The organism is Jatrophihabitans sp. (genome assembly GCF_036389215.1).
In the GTDB taxonomy this organism is placed as follows: domain Bacteria; phylum Actinomycetota; class Actinomycetes; order Mycobacteriales; family Jatrophihabitantaceae; genus Jatrophihabitans_A.
Genome location: NZ_DASVQG010000132.1, coordinates 15622 through 30589, shown reverse-complemented (window position 1 = coordinate 30589; position 14968 = coordinate 15622). Strand labels below are relative to the sequence as shown.

Below are 14968 nucleotides of genomic sequence, written 5' to 3'. Positions count from 1 at the left end.
ATCCACTGCCCCCAGCCGTTGCCGTCGAAGAACAGGTGCACCGGTATCAGCGCCGCGCCGGTGGTCGCCGCCAGCAGCGCGGGACCGGGCGGCATCCGGGTCGGCTCGCCGAAGAACCGCACCTCGACGCCGTTTCGGGACAGGTCCCGGTCAGCCACCAGGCACACCGCCTCCCCGGCCCGCAGCCGCTCGGCCAGCACCTGCATCGGCGGGCGCGGGCCGCCGGTCAGCGGCAGCACCCGCATTCCCAGGCTCTCCCGGTAGGCCACGAACCGGTCGAACAGCGACTCCGGATTCAGCCGCTCGGCCACCGTGCTGAACGGGTAGCCGCGCCGTACCAGCCACAGCCCGGCGATGTCCCAGTTGCCGCTGTGCGGCAGTGCGAAGACGGCACCGCGCCCGGCGGCCATGGCCTGGTCGACATGCTCTGCCCCGTCGGTGCGCACCCGGGCCACGGTCTGGGCGTGGTCCATGCTGGGCAGCCGGAACGTCTCCAGCCAGTACCGGGCGTAGGAGCGCATGGCGGCCCGCACCAGCCGGTCCAGCTCCGCCGGTCCGGTGCCGGGGCCGGCCACCCTGGCCAGGTTGCGGCGCAGCTGCCGGACCGACCGGCCGTCCCGGCGGACCGCGACGTCCGCAGCCGCGGCGAACAGCCGGCCGGCCAGCGGCGCGGGCAGCGCCCGGATAACTCGCCAGCCGGCGGCGTACCCGGCGGTGCTCAGCCACCCACCGGCCGGTGTCACGCCTGCTGCGTCCGGGACTGCTGCCAGACGGTGGCCAGCCGCTGGACGACGGTGACCGTAGAGGCGACGACCAGCACCCACAGCGCGATCGCCTGGACGTAGGGCAGCCGGAACGGCCAGCCGGTCAGGCCGGTGCCCACCAGCACGATGATCAGCCGCTCGGACCGCTCGGCGATGCCGACGTTGCAGCTGAACCCGGCGCCCTCGGCCCGGGCCTTGATGTAGGAGGTCAGCGACCCGAGCACCAGGCACAGCAGCGCGGCCGCCAACAATGCCGGCTGGTCGTGCCGGGCGAACCACCAGGCCAGCGTCGAGAACACCGCCGCGTCGGCGATCCGGTCGCAACTGGAATCCAGCACCGCGCCGAACCGGCTGCTGCTGCCGCCGGCCCGGGCCACCGCGCCGTCGACCATGTCGAACATCACGAAAGCCCAGATGAACAGGGTGCCGACGAAGAAGACACCCCGGGGGTAGAACACCAGAGCCGACACCGTGGCGCCGATGGTGCCGGCCACCGTGACCATGTCGGGGCTCACGCCCGCCTGCGCCAGCGACCGGCCCAGCGGCGCGATCGCCTTGCCGATCGGGGCCCGCAGCAGGTTCAGCACCGCTCAACTCTATCGGTCGGTGCCGGTCGCGCCGGGTAACCACCGAGCCGGGTAGCCGCGGGCCCTTGCCGGGCACGCCACGGCTGGTGTGGAATGCAGCGAGGGCCGCGCTCTGGGGATCACTTCGGCACGCCCGGCCGGAGTCGGGGCAGCCCAGGGAAAGAGGCTGCGCGATGACGGTCAAGACAGCGGTCAGGACGCAAAGCCGGCTCGCCCCGGTGGCGGCCGGCAGTCCGGAGAAGATCCGCAATGTCGCCCTGGTCGGGCACGGCGGCGTAGGCAAGACCACCCTGACCGAGCACCTGCTGGCTACCGCGGGTGCCATCCCGAGAGCCGGCACGGTCGCCGACGGCAACACCGTCTCCGACGCCGACCCGGTGGAGATCAGCCAGCAGCGCTCGGCGTTCCTGTCGGTCTGCCCGCTGCGCTACAACGACGTGGTCCTGAACCTGCTCGACACCCCCGGCTCGCCCGACTTCGTCGGTGAGCTGCGCGCCGGCCTGCGGGCCGCCGACGCCGCGCTGTTCGTCGTCTCGGCCGCGGACGAGCTGGACGACAGCACCCTGGCGTTGTGGGAGGAATGCGCCGCCCTGGGCACCCCCCGGGCGGTGGTGATCAACCGGCTGGACGCGCCGCGGGCGGACCTGGCGAGGGTGCTGGGCGCCTGCCGGCAGGCCTTCGGCGGGGTGGACGGCAACGCGGTGCTGCCGCTGTACCTGCCGAGCGACCCGGCACAGCCGGCGACGGGCGGGCTGGTCGAGCTGCTCAACGCCCCAGATTCGGCCCACCAGGACGATCGCTCGGCCCTGATCGAGGCCATCATCGCCGAGAGCGAGGACGAGTCGCTGCTGGATCGCTACCTGTCCGGCGACGACCTGGACCCCGCGGTGCTGGTCGCCGACCTGCACACCGCGGTCGGCCGGGGCCACTTCCACCCGGTGGTGCCGGTCTGCGGTGGCGGTGACTCCAGCTTCGGGATGAGGGAGCTGCTGGACCTGATCGTCCGGGGCTTCCCGAGCCCGACCGAACGCCCGCTGCCCGAGTGCTGGACGCCGATCGGGGCGCCGGGGCCCAAGCTGTCCTGCGACCCGGCGGGGCCGCTGGCCGCCGAGGTGGTGCGGACCTGGGTCGATCCCTACCTGGGCCGGGTATCGCTGGCCCGGGTGTTCTCCGGAACCATCACCAGCGACACCGCCCTGCACGTCTCCGGGCACGGCAGCGCCGACCGCGGTCATCCCGACCACGACGCCGACGAGAAGCCTGCGACGCTGCTCGGGCCGACGCTCACCCCGATCTCCTCGGCCTTCGCCGGAGACTTCTGCGTGGTGGCCAGGCTGGCCAGCGCCGAGACCGGTGACACGCTGTCCGACCAGCGCCAGCCGCTGGTCATCCTGCCCTGGCAGCTGCCCGAACCGCTGCTGCCGATGGCCGTGCGGGCCGCGACCCGCAACGACGAGGACGCGCTGGGCAAGGCGCTGACCCGGCTGGCCGCCGCCGACCCGGCCGTCCGGATCGAGCGCAACGCCGAGACCGGCCAGCTGGTGCTGTGGTGCCTGGGCGAGGCGCACGCCGAGGTGGTGCTGGCCCGGTTGCGCTCCGGTGGCGCGGCGCTGGAGACCGAGCCGGTCCGGGTGCCCCTGCTGGCCACCTTCACCGGCCCGGCGCGCGGGCACGGGCGCCAGGTCAAGCAGTCCGGCGGCCACGGCCAGTACGCCGTCTGCGACATCGAGATCGAACCGCTGCCACGCGGCTCGGGCGTCCGGTTCGTGGACCGGGTGGTCGGCGGCGCGGTGCCCAGCCAGTTCATCGGCTCGGTCGAGAAGGGCACCCGGGCCCAGCTTGCCCGCGGTGTGCAGCAGCAGGCCACGGTGCCGGTGGTCGACGTGCAGGTCACCCTGGTGGACGGCAAGGCGCACAGCGTGGACTCCTCCGATGCCGCGTTCCAGACGGCCGGGGCGCTGGCGGTCAAGGACGCCGCGTCCACTGGTGGGGTGCAGCTGCTGGAGCCGGTGGACGCGGTGCAGATCACGGTGGCCGAGCACCACATCGGGGCGGTGCTGTCCGACCTGTCCGGCCGGCGGGCCCGGGTCACCGGGACCGAACCGCTGGCCTCGGACCGGCCGGGCAACCGCAGCGTGATCAACGCGGAGGTGCCGGCGGTGGAGTTGCTGCGCTATCCGGCCGTGCTGCGCTCGCTGACCGGCGGGTCGGGCAGCTTCACCCGCAGCTACCTGCGCCACGATCCGGCCCCGGCGACGGTGGCCACCGCACTGCTCGGCTAGCCCGGGGCTGCCGGCTTTCCCAGCGGTGCGGCGACCCTTCGGGTGCTGCCCGCCTGGTGTGAGTCGGCTCTTCCGCCGTGCGATTTGGGCTGCTTCGCAAAGGCGGGCGTAACCACCGCAAGCCGCTGCTCGTTGGACGCCATGACCTGCCCGTCCGCGAGAGAGCAGCCCATGACCCAGCCGGACCGTCCTGAACCGACCACCGCCACCGGACGCCACGCGCCACCCGTTGCCGGCGAGGGTGGGCGGCACCGGGCAGTACACCAGCCGGTGCCCGCACCGCCTGCGCCGGCGTGGCTGCCGCGCACGGCGCTCGCCGCGGCGCTGGCACTCGCGCTCGGAGTGGGCATCCTGGCGACCACCAGTGCAGCCGGAACCCCGACCCGGCACAGCCCTCCCGGCTCCACGAGCACCGGTTCCGCGGCCGGCAAGGCCGCGGCGGGACTGGCCCGGCTGTCACTGGGCGCGCCCAAGGGCGCCAAGCTGTTGCCGGCCGCGCCGGTGCATGTCGCCCGGCCGGCGGTCGCCACCCCGGCCGCGATCACCGGACTGGCGGCCAACGGCATTCCGGCGGTCGCGCTCAACGCCTACCGGCTCGCGGCAGCCCGGCTGGCCTCGGCACAGCCCGGCTGCGGCATCCAGTGGTGGCTGCTGGCCGGCATCGGCCGGGTGGAGTCCAACCACGGCCGCTACGGCGGCGCGACGCTGAGTCCGAGCGGCGAGTCCAGCCCGCACATCGTCGGCGCGGCGCTGGACGGCACCACCTATGACTACATCGCCGACACCGACGGCGGCCGGCTGGATGCCGACTCCCGCTTCGACCACGCCGTCGGGCCGATGCAGTTCATCCCGTCGACCTGGGCGATGTACGGCATCGACGGCAACGGCGACGGGGTGGCGAGCCCCTTCAACATCAACGACGCCACGCTGGCCGCGGCCCGGTACCTGTGCGCCGCGGGCGGTGACCTGCGCACGGCCGCCGGTCAGCGCCGGGCGGTGCTGGCCTACAACCACTCCGACGAGTACCTCGCCCTGGTGCTCGGCACCGCGGCGGCCTACGCCACCGGCACGCCGGTGGGCGGACCGGTCAGCGGCATCAGCACCGGCGCACTGCCGCCGGTGGACACCTCCTGGTTGCCGCCGGTGAACCCCGGCCGGCCCGCCGGCCTGGGCGCGTCCAGCGGCGCGACGCCGGGCTCCCCCCGGCCGGGCTCGGGTCCAGGCTCCGGCTCCTCCGCTACCGGTTCGTCGGGTACCGGCTCGTCCGGCACGGGTTCCTCGGGCACCGGCTCGTCGGGCACCGGCTCGTCCGGCACGGGTTCCTCGGGCACCGGCTCGGGCACGGGCTCCTCGGGCACCGGCTCGTCGGGCACCGGGCACCCGGCCCCGTCCAGCTCGGCGCCAGCGGGTTCGGCCACTGCCCAGCCGAGCAGTCCGGCCGCATCCACCAGCCCGGCGGTCCCCGGCGTGCCGCTGCCGACGCTCAGCGTCCCCACGGTGGCGCCCTCGCCGACCGGCACGGTCTGCACCAAGACGGTGCTCGGGGTGGTTGTCCCAGTGCCCTGCGGCGCGTCCTGAGCCCGGCGGTCGGCGGCGTTGCCGGTCAGCCGGCTGGTGCGTGGGCCGGCTCGGCAGCGCTGACGAACCGCAGGATCACCCGCTCCCCCTGCGCCCGGTAGCCGAGCTGCTGGTAGATGCCGTTCGACGTCGGGTTGGCCTCGTCGGTGAACAGCATGACCTGGCGCGCGCCGCGGTCCAGCGCGTCCTGGGTGCAGGCCGCCGTGACCGCCGCGCCGTAGCCGTGCCGTCGGCAGTCCGGCGGGGTGTAGACCGGCCCGATCCGGCTGACACCGGCGACCATGACGTTGCGGCTGGCCATCGACACCGGTTCGGCCCGCTCGTCCTGCCAGAGCCAGATCAGTCCCATCTCGATCCGCCGCTGGTAGATCTCGGGCTGGGGTGTCGCCGAGGAGGCCTCGGCCTCGGCGTGGAACCGGGTGATCCAGTCCATCACCACGTCCAGGTCCGCCGGAACGGCCGCCCGCGCCCGTCCGGCGGGCGGTGGCACCGGTGGCCGCAAGCCGTCCAGGATGTAGGTCCGCTGTCGCATGGCCAGCTCGGTGCTGAGTCCGGTGCCGGCCGTCCAGCTGGCCGCAAACCGGCCGGCGGCCTCGGCGTCACCCATCACGTCCGGCACCGCCGCTGCCCGCTCGCGCAGCCCGGCGACCAGCTCGTCCTCGCTTCCCGGTGGCAGCTCCGCCACCAGGACGCCGTACGGCGGGGTCATCGAGATCGCGCCGGTGACCGCGCCGCCGGTTTCGAACCAGCCGAACAGCGGGTCGACATCGGAGAACCGCTGACCCGCCCGGAGGGTCTCCAGCACCGTCAGCGGGACGGTGTTGGCGTCCGGACGCGCGGTCAGCAGGTCCAGGACGTGCTCGGCGAAACGATGTGGATCATCGCTGAAGGACCACGGCATGACACGACGGTGCCATCAACGTCCCGCGCTGTCGACGGATTTACGCCGGTGCCCGCCTGGGTTCGCCGCGGTAGGTGCCGAAGGACCACCAGTTGCCCTCCGGGTCGCGCAGCGCGAAGTCCCGGGAGCCGTAGTCGGTGGTGTACAGCTCACGGACGATGTCGGCGCCCGCCCCGACGGCTCGCCGGTACAGGGCCTCGGTCTCGTCGCTGACGACGTAGGCGGCGAAGGTGCCGGGTTGCATCGTCGCCAGCTCGTCGTCGCGGACGGACCCCAGCATGATCCCGCCGCCCGGTGGCCAGGCCAGCTCGGCGTGGCTGACCTGATCGCCCTCGGCGTACACGACGGTCTCCTGGAAGCCCAGGACGTCCACCAGGAAACGGATCAGCCCGAGGGCATCCCGGGCCCGCAGCGTCGGCCAGACCTGGGGCGGCGGCGGATCGGAGGTCACCCGGTCAGCTTGGTACGCCCGGGCCCGGGCGGGCAACCCCGCGTGTGTTTCGCCGATGGCCGCCTGATGCGGCCCTGGACCGGCCTGGGTAGGTTTAGCGCGCACGCCAAGCGCGCGGCCATCCAGACTCCTCAACCCGAATGGAGCTAACCATGGGCAGACGTCACAATCGGTCAGAGGTCGCTGATGCGTTACACACGGTGACCGGGTCCGCGAGATCAGCCGGCGCCACCGTCGCCGAGAACGCCAAGGTGGCCGCCACCGGTGCCGGGCAGGCGCTCAGCACGGCCGCCGGAGCGGTCAGTGCCGCCGTGGACTCGGCCGCCGGAGCGGTCACCGGCGCGGTAGGCGTGGCCGGCGATGCTGTCAGCGATGCGGTCGGGAGCGTGGGCAGTGCGGTGGAAGCGGGAGCCGTGGCACTGGCAGACCGGGGCCGCCGCGCCCGCAAGGTCGCCAAGGCAGAGGCCGAAGCCCGCCGCAGGCAGCTCCGCAAGCAGGCCCGCCGGGCCGGCAAACGCGGCAGCCAGGCGAGCGGCAAGGCCCGCAAGCGCAGCACGCAGGCGCTGGCCGACGCCAAGGCCCAGGCCGCTATCGCCACGGCGCAAGCGCGGCTCCAGGCGGCCAGCATGAAGATCCAGGCGTCCTCGCTGGCACGGCAGGAGCCGCCGGCCACCAGCAAGAAGCGCAAGACCGGGCGGGTGCTCCTGATCGCCGGCGCGGTGGCCGCCGTGGCACAGCTGGTGCGCAGCAAGCTGACCTCCGCGAGCCCGCCGACCGGCCAGCCGTGGAACCAGCCGCCACGCCAGCCGACGGCTCAGCCCGCTCAGCCGACGGCACAGCACGCCGAGCCCACAGCACAGCACGCCGAGCCGACAGCACAGCCCGCGCAGCCGACGGCACAGCCCGCGCAGCCCACGGCACAGCACGCCGAGCCGGCGGCGCAGGAACCGGCGCAGGTCAGCGACTCCAGCTGACCGGCGCCGCGCCCCGTCACCTCGGACCACTCAGCTGAGGCCCTGCGGCCTCACGCCGGGCGGGTCACCTCAGGCCCGCGGCCAGTGCTCCACCAGCTGGTCGCGGGCGTCGGCCAGCAACTGCGGAAGTACCCGGGTCTGACCGATCACCGGCATGAAGTTCATGTCGCCGCCCCAGCGCGGAACGACGTGCTGGTGCAGGTGCGCGGCGATGCCGGCACCGCCGACCGTCCCCTGGTTCATGCCGATGTTGAAACCCTGCGGGCGGGCGGCGGCCCGCAGGGCGGCCATCGCCTGCTGGGTGAGCAGCGCCACCTCGGCGACCTCGGCGGTGCTCAGGTCGGTGTAGTCGCCGACATGCCGGTACGGCACCAGCATCAGGTGGCCGGGGTTGTAGGGGTACAGGTTAAGCACGGCGAAGGCCAGCTCACCCCGGCTGACGATCAGGCTGTCCTTGTCGGACTGCTTCGGTATGTCACAGAACGGGCAGTGGTGCTCGGCATCGGAGGCAGGCTTGCCCTCACCGCCGAGGTAGACCATCCGGTGGGGCGTCCACAGCCGCTGGAAGGCGTCGGGCGTGCCTGCGAGGTTCCCCGCATCCACCACCTCGGGACCGGTCACGGCTCCTCGGCGATCACGGGCGACCCCTCGCCCTTGGGCGGCTCGGCCGGCTGGCCAGGCTGGATATCGGCCTTCACGGGTTCGAAGTCGGCCACCGAGGGCGAGTGGTTCACCCGCCGGCTGATGAAGTCGGCGATCTGGTCCACCGCCTGGGCCAGTGGAACGCCGTTGAGCTGCTCGCCGTCCCGGAACCGGAACGAGACCGCGCCGTCCTCGGCATCCTTGCCACCGGCGATCAGCATGAACGGGACCTTGGCCTGCTGTGCGGTCCTGATCTTCTTCTGCATCCGGTCATCGCCGGCGTCCACCTCGACCCGGATCCCCCGCGCCTTCAGCTGCGCCGCCACCCCGTGCAGGTACTCGACCTGCTCGTCGCTCACCGGGATCGCGATGGCCTGCACCGGCGCCAGCCAGGCCGGGAAGGCGCCGGCGTAGTGCTCGGTGAGCACACCGATGAACCGCTCGACCGAGCCGAACTTCGCCGAGTGGATCATCACCGGCTGTTGCCGGGTGCCGTCGGCAGCCTGGTACTCCAGCCCGAACCCGGCCGGCTGGTTGAAGTCGTACTGGATGGTCGACATCTGCCAGGTACGCCCGATCGCGTCGCGGGCCTGCACCGAGATCTTCGGCCCGTAGTAGGCGGCGCCGCCGGGATCAGGCACCAGATCCAGCCCGGACTCGGTCGCGACCGCCTCCAGGATCGAGGTGGCGGCCTCCCACTGCTCGTCGGTGCCGATGAACTTGCCCGGCTTGGAGTCGTCCCGGGTGGACAGCTCCAGGTAGAAGTCCTCGAGCCCGAAGTCGCGGAACAGGCCGAGGCAGAACTCGAGCAGGTGCTTGATCTCGGCCGGAGCCTGCTCGCGGGTGCAATAGCTGTGCGAGTCGTCCATGGTCAGCCCGCGCACCCGGGTCAGCCCGTGCACCACGCCGGACTTCTCGAACCGGTAGACGCTGCCCAGCTCGAACAGCCGCAGCGGCAGCTCGCGGTAGGACCGCCCGCGGGCCCGGTAGATCAGGTTGTGCATCGGGCAGTTCATCGCCTTGAGCCGGTAGGCGGCGTTCTCCAGCTCCATCGGCGGGAACATGCCGTCGGCGTAGTACGGCAGGTGGCCGGAGGTGTGGAACAGGCCTTCCTTGCTGATGTGCGGGGTGCTGACGAAGTCGAAGCCCTCCTCGGCGTGCCGCTGCCGGACGTAGTCCTCCAGCACCCGGCGCAGGATTCCACCCTTGGGATGGAACACCGGCAGGCCCGAACCCAGCTCGTCGGGGAAGCTGAACAGGTCCAGTTCGGCGCCGAGCTTGCGGTGGTCGCGCTTGGCCGCCTCCTCCAGCTGCACCAGGTACGCCTTGAGGGCGTCCTTGCTCGGCCACGCGGTGCCGTAGATCCGTTGCAGCTGCTCGTTGTTCTGGTCGCCGCGCCAGTACGCCGCGGCGGTGCGCATCAGCTTGAACGCCGGGATCCGCCGGGTGGTGGGTAGGTGCGGCCCCCGGCACAGGTCGGTCCAGGTCCGCTCGCCGTCCCGGTCGAGGTTGTCATACATGGTCAGCGCGCCACCGCCGACCTGCGACATCTCCTCGGCGTCCAGCTCGGTGGGGGTGCGGTTGCCATCGTGGCCGGCATCGCCGGAACCGCCCTTGAGCCCGATCAGTTCCAGCTTGAACTTCTCGTGGGCGAGCTCCGCGCGGGCCTGCTCGTCGCTGATCTCGCGCCGGGAGAAGCGCTGCGCGGCCTTGACGATCTCGGCCATCCGCTTCTCGATGGCCGCGAAGTCCTCCGGGCTGAACGGCCGGGTGGGCAGGAAGTCGTAGTAGAAGCCGTTCTCGACCGGCGGCCCGATGCCCAGCAGGGTGCCGGGGAAGAGTTGCTGCACCGCCTGGGCCATCACGTGCGCGGTGGAGTGCCGCAGCACCGCCAGGCCGTCGGGCGAGTCCATCGGGACCGGCTGGACCCCGTCGGCGGAGTCGAAGGGCACGTCCAGATCGCGCAGCTCACCGCGCGAGTCGCGCACCACCACCGCGCCGGACGGGCCGGACAGGTCGATCCCGGCCGCTTCCAGCGCGGCCCGCGGAGTCGTTCCGGCGGCAACCGCAACCGACGGCCGGACGGCCTGGACGGTGGACTGCGATGCGGCGCTGGACACGGATGATCTCCTTCTCACGGCCTGGCTGGTTGGAATTCAAGGCGCACCGTGCATGCTAGTGCGGTGCCCAGAGACTCCCGAGGCAATATCGCTCGCACCGTCGCCGGTGCCGCCGCCACCGTCGTCCTGTTGCTGCTGGCCGGGTGTGACGGCTCGTCCTCGCCGACGCCGGCCGGCTCGACCGGCGCGAGCGCGAACCGGACCGGCTCGACATCCGGCTCGCCGGCTGCCTCGGGTGGCTCGTCCTCGGGTGGCCCGGCGTCGTCCGGCTCGGCCTCGGGTGGCTCGTCCTCGGGCGGCTCGTCCTCGGGTGGCTCGGCCTCGGGTGGCTCGGGCCCGGCGACCGCCACGCCATCAGAGCTCACCGGCGTGGTCCGGCTCGGCTTCGCCGGCGACGTCCACTTCACCGACCGCACCGCCAAGCGGCTGGCCGCGAACCCGGCCACCGTCTTCGGCCCGGCCGCCACGAGCCTCGCCGCGCCGGATCTGATGATGCTCAACCTCGAGACCGCCATCGCTGTCGGCGGCACCCCCGAGAACAAGAACTTCACCTTCCAGGCGCCGCCGTCGGCATTCACGGCGCTGCGGGCTGCGGGCATCGACCTGGTCACGATGGCCAACAACCACGCCGCCGACTACGGCTCGGCCGGGCTGGCCCAGACCCTCGCCGCGATCAAGCGTTCCGGCTTTCCGGTGGTAGGCCTCGGTGCCAACGCCAACGCCGCCTACGCGCCGTACTACACCGAGATCAACGGGGTGCGGCTGGCGTTCGTGGCCGCCCTGCAGGTGCGGGAGGAGACGCTGGCCAACTTCTCGGCAACCAGCACCAGCCCGGGCGTCGCCAGCGCCTACAACGTGCCGCGGCTGGTCGCCGCGGTGAAGGCCGCGAAGGCCAAGGCAGACGCGGTGATCGTCTACCTGCACTGGGGCACCGAGTACGTGCACTGCCCCAATGAGGACCAGTACTCGATCGCCGACAAGCTCTCCGCGGCCGGCGCGACGGCGGTGGTCGGCACCCACGCGCACGGCCTGCAGGGTGCCGGCTGGCGTCCCGACGGCACCTATGTGTCCTTCGGCCTGGGCAACTACTTCTGGTGGATCTCCTTCGGCGACCAGCGCGACGACAGCGGCATCCTGACCCTGACGCTGACCTACAACCGGGTCACCGGCGCGTCCTTCGCCCCGGCCCGGCTGGACGACCGGGGCATCGCGGTGCCGGCTACCGGCGCGACGGCCCGTCGGATCCGGGGCGATTTCGAGGAGTTCCGCCAGTGCGCGGGCCTGCTCGCCAAGCCGCCGCGCTGAGCATCGGCCGGCGGCTGAGCATCGGCCGGCGGCTGAGCATCGGCCGGCGTCGGCGTCCCCGCGCTCAGCCTCCCGGGTTCGATCCCTGTACCGGGTTCGATCCCTGAACTGGTGTCGACCCCGGAACTTCCACGTTCGATACCTGAATGCGGGGGGCACCGTCGCCCGCGTCGCCCCTCTCGGCGGCCTCTCCTTGCTGCCCGGCGAACAGGCGGTCCTCGTCCAGCGCTGAGGTTTGCACCACCAGCACGTCGCAGACCGCGTTCCTGACGACGTTGCGCGGGACCGATCCCAGGACCTCTCCCTCACTCGCGCCCAGCCCGCGGTTGCCGACGACGATGAGGTTCGCCGGGTTGGCACCGACGGTGTTCAGCAGCGCCTGCGCCGGGTCGCCGGGGACGAGCCGCTGGTCGACGTATCTCACTCGATCCTGGGTCAGACCGGCGACCGACTTCTCCAGAGCCTTGCGAGCGGTATCCAGACCGTAGAGATTGCGGTGCGCCGCCGTAGACGTGCTTCCGGCCGCGCTGCTGGTGCTTCCGGCCGCGCTGCTCATGCTTCCAGCCGTACTGGGTGCCTCGCTGTAGGCCGTGACGACCACCAGCCTGGCCTGGGCGGCCTGCGCCACTTCCGCGGCCCGGTCCACGGCGTAGAGGCTCGTCGGGGTGCCGTCCGAGCCGACCACGACCCGGTCGTACACCGTGATGCTGCGCTTGCCGCCGAGCGGCACGATCGGCGACTCGTCCGCCTCGTCGGGCGGGTTGACCCAGAGCATCGCCACACCGCCGATGGCCATCAGAACGCCGGCCAGGGTCATCGCGTTGCTGCCCTTGTTGTCGAGAAGGTGGTTGTAGATCCAGCCGAACGTGACGGTCTCGATCAGCATCGGCACCACGATCATCATGTTCAGGATGCCCATGTAGACCCCGGTGCGCTTGGCCGGAACCATGCTGGCCACCATCAGGTACGGGATGCCGACCGCGCTGGCCCAGAAGATGCCGAGGCCGATCATCGGCACCAGCGCGAGGTACTGGTTGTGGATGTGAGCCACCCAGATCAGCGCCACCGCGGCCAGGCCGAGGGAGGCGGCGTGCACTCGCTTGGCGCCCATCTTCTGCGCCAGACCCACCAGGAACAGCGCCGAGATCATGGTGAAGAAGTTGTAGGCGCCGTTCATCAGACCGCTCCAGGCGATGGCGCTGTCCCAGTCCTTGCCGCCCTTCTCCGGTGTCGCGTCGAACGCCGTCTCACCGATGCTGACCGCGATGAACTGCCAGTAGATGAACATCGCGTACCACTGGAAGAGGAAGACCACCCCGATCTTGTGCATGGCGCGCGGCATCGTCTTGACGGCGTCGCTGATGTCGCTGACGAAGCCGCCGAGCCCCTTGGGCTGGGAGCGGATCTCCGCCAGATCCTCATCCGACGGGGTCAGTTCCTTGGTACGCGCCATCGCCGTCAGCACGGTCAGCAGGATGCAGACGGTGCCGATCATGAAGCAGACGTACATCCAGTAGGGCACGCCGTTGCCGGCCTTCTCATCCAGCGACGACACCTTCTGCAGGACGAACAGCGACAGGTTCGCGAGCACTGCGCCGGCCCCGGTGAACATGCTCTGGGTCAGGAACCCGCGAGCCAACTGCGACCTGGGCAACCGGTCGGAGATGAAGGCCCGGTACGGCTCCATCGAGGTGTTGTTGCCGGCGTCGAGCAGCCAGAAGCAGATCACACCGAGCCACAGGAAGCCGACGACCGGGAAGGCGAACAGGATGATCGCGCAGAGGATCGCGCCCGCCGTCACGAACGGGCGCCGGCGGCCCCAGCGGGGACTCCAGGTCCGGTCGCTGATCGCCCCGATCAGCGGCTGGATGATCAGTCCGGTGACCGGTCCGGCAAGGTTGAGGATCGGGAGCTGATCCGGTTTCGCCCCGATCAGCAGGAAAAGCGGGTTCACCGCCGACTGGGTGAGGCCGAAGCTGAACTGGACCCCGAAGAACCCGAGGTTCATCATCAGGATGGCGCGGGTCGTCATCAGCGGCTTGTGATCGACCTGCCCGTGACCCGTCGAGACGGACTCTGATGTCGTGGTGGTCATAGCGACCCCTTCCCCCGCCCAGGTGTTGCAGGTCGAGCCCCGTCGAACCCTTTTTGGAGTAGGCCGAACCTTCTTCGAAGCTAAACCCGTCTCGCGGTGCTCCGCAATGATCAGTTGCGGCACGATCCCCGGTCCGGGCGCAGGTCGTGTCGACGGGTACGGCTGTGAAGCGGATGGTTGCCGCGGACAGGAGCTCGGTTCCCCGGTATGCCCTTGGGGGATAGCGAGATCGTGATCACCTGCGGTGACGGCTTGGTGACCGAAATCGACCCTCGACGGGCCGGACGCCGAGGAATAGCGTGCAAGAGGTAGCCGAAGCCGACGGCACGGGTTCCTCGGAGTGACTCCCACCTCCGCCGGACGTGGGCGGCAGACCGGTCGCGCGCGATCCATTCGACGCCGGTACGTCGACAGCCGAGAGGAGACGATGGTGAGCAAATGGAAGAGCATCCTGGTCGGGGTCGACGGATCTCCCAGCAGCCGGACCGCGCTGAGCTGGGCTGCCGCTGAAGCGGCGGATCACCAGGCCGACCTGGTCGTACTGAACGTCTGGGAGGCCACGCTGCCGCCTCCGGTCGGCAGCGTGCCGCAAACCAGCGTGCCCGATCCGAGCGGACTCGCCACCGAGAACCTGCTCCAAGTGGTGAAAGAGGTGCTGGGAGAGGATCCGCCGGTGCTCGTTCAGCCGCGCGTGAAGCCTGGTAACCCGGCGGAGGTCCTCATCGAGGAGTCCGCTGACGCCGCCCTGCTGGTGGTCGGCACCCGGGGCCGCGGTGGCTTCGCGGGGCTGGTGCTCGGTTCGGTCAGCCAGCACGTCGCGGCCTACGCCAAGTGCCCGGTGGCCGTGGTCCGCTGATCAGGGTTTGAGGCGTCGATTCCTACACAAGCCCAGGGACGCCAGACAATCGTCGAGCGACGAGGATTGGCTCATCATCGAGATGGCTGGGCTCCCGCTCGACCATGCCTGTACGAGCGGACCATCAGCCCATCGTGACGGTTCCTGTAGCACCGGCTCGAGCAACTCTGCCGAGCCTGACCTCCAGTCGTAGGACCCGATGATTCGATGCAAGCGCGCGCCTTGCCTTAGTTTTGGGACCAACCGAACTAGATTTACGTTATGACCGAGATAGAGGGGAGCACTCTGGCTCACCCTCCTGTGCTGTACTTCCTAGTGGGTGATCGCACCTCGGGGATCGTGGGCTATACGTGGAGGATCGGCACCTCAGGGACTTCGTTTTATCTCAAACTCAGGTACACGCCGTTATCTTC

General features: G+C 71.2%; 11 protein-coding genes and 1 pseudogene. 5 read left to right on the top strand and 7 right to left on the bottom strand.

Going from position 1 to position 14968, the window contains the following annotated elements:
* Both VF542_RS06175 and pgsA read right to left on the bottom strand, forming a co-directional pair.
* The coding region (locus VF542_RS06175) for a phosphatidylinositol mannoside acyltransferase (RefSeq protein ID WP_408650821.1) at positions 1 to 743 on the bottom strand (743 nt) is incomplete at its 3' end.
* The gene (gene pgsA / locus VF542_RS06170; protein WP_408650820.1) at positions 740 to 1351 is read right to left on the bottom strand and encodes a phosphatidylinositol phosphate synthase; all 612 of its coding nucleotides are present in this window, start codon (positions 1349 to 1351) and stop codon (positions 740 to 742) included. The genes pgsA and VF542_RS06175, both read right to left, overlap by 4 nt.
* Before the next feature lie 173 nt (positions 1352 to 1524).
* Here pgsA and VF542_RS06165 point away from each other — a divergent pair, with 173 nt between their 5' ends.
* Together VF542_RS06165 and VF542_RS06160 are read left to right on the top strand one after the other, a co-directional pair.
* Positions 1525 to 3633, top strand: coding sequence for an elongation factor G-like protein EF-G2 (locus VF542_RS06165; protein ID WP_408650819.1), 2109 nt, complete (start codon positions 1525 to 1527; stop codon positions 3631 to 3633).
* Positions 3634 to 3804: 171 nt separating this feature from the next.
* The gene (locus tag VF542_RS06160) at positions 3805 to 5211 is read left to right on the top strand and encodes a lytic transglycosylase domain-containing protein (protein WP_408650818.1); all 1407 of its coding nucleotides are present in this window, start codon (positions 3805 to 3807) and stop codon (positions 5209 to 5211) included.
* Positions 5212 to 5236: 25 nt separating this feature from the next.
* Here VF542_RS06160 and VF542_RS06155 read toward each other — a convergent pair whose 3' ends face one another.
* Together VF542_RS06155 and VF542_RS06150 are read right to left on the bottom strand one after the other, a co-directional pair.
* Complete coding sequence (locus VF542_RS06155; RefSeq protein ID WP_408650817.1) at positions 5237 to 6112, bottom strand: GNAT family N-acetyltransferase; 876 nt, start codon at positions 6110 to 6112, stop codon at positions 5237 to 5239.
* A gap of 40 nt (positions 6113 to 6152) precedes the next feature.
* The gene (locus VF542_RS06150; RefSeq protein WP_408650816.1) at positions 6153 to 6563 is read right to left on the bottom strand and encodes a VOC family protein; all 411 of its coding nucleotides are present in this window, start codon (positions 6561 to 6563) and stop codon (positions 6153 to 6155) included.
* Between the two features lie 200 nt (positions 6564 to 6763).
* Between VF542_RS06150 and VF542_RS06145 the strand changes: the two genes are divergently transcribed.
* Entirely contained in the window at positions 6764 to 7537 is a 774-nt protein-coding gene (locus VF542_RS06145) for a hypothetical protein (protein ID WP_408650815.1), read from the top strand.
* A 69-nt stretch (positions 7538 to 7606) separates the two neighbouring features.
* On the opposite strand, the gene VF542_RS06140 is transcribed toward VF542_RS06145, so the two are convergent.
* Together VF542_RS06140 and thrS are read right to left on the bottom strand one after the other, a co-directional pair.
* Positions 7607 to 8077, bottom strand: a complete 471-nt coding sequence (locus VF542_RS06140; protein WP_408650823.1) for an HIT family protein — start codon at positions 8075 to 8077, stop codon at positions 7607 to 7609.
* A 167-nt stretch (positions 8078 to 8244) separates the two neighbouring features.
* Positions 8245 to 10299 (bottom strand): annotated as a pseudogene (thrS, locus tag VF542_RS06135) (threonine--tRNA ligase); the annotation flags it as partial.
* Between the two features lie 63 nt (positions 10300 to 10362).
* On the opposite strand from thrS, the gene VF542_RS06130 reads away from it, so the two are divergent.
* Positions 10363 to 11604, top strand: a complete 1242-nt coding sequence (locus VF542_RS06130; protein ID WP_408650814.1) for a CapA family protein — start codon at positions 10363 to 10365, stop codon at positions 11602 to 11604.
* Positions 11605 to 11668: 64 nt separating this feature from the next.
* Here VF542_RS06130 and VF542_RS06125 read toward each other — a convergent pair whose 3' ends face one another.
* Complete coding sequence (locus VF542_RS06125; protein ID WP_408650813.1) at positions 11669 to 13699, bottom strand: MFS transporter; 2031 nt, start codon at positions 13697 to 13699, stop codon at positions 11669 to 11671.
* Positions 13700 to 14129: 430 nt separating this feature from the next.
* Between VF542_RS06125 and VF542_RS06120 the strand changes: the two genes are divergently transcribed.
* Positions 14130 to 14555 carry a universal stress protein gene (locus tag VF542_RS06120; RefSeq protein ID WP_408650812.1) on the top strand — a complete coding sequence of 142 codons (426 nt, stop codon included), beginning with the start codon at positions 14130 to 14132 and terminating at the stop codon, positions 14553 to 14555.
* Positions 14556 to 14968 lie beyond the last annotated feature (413 nt).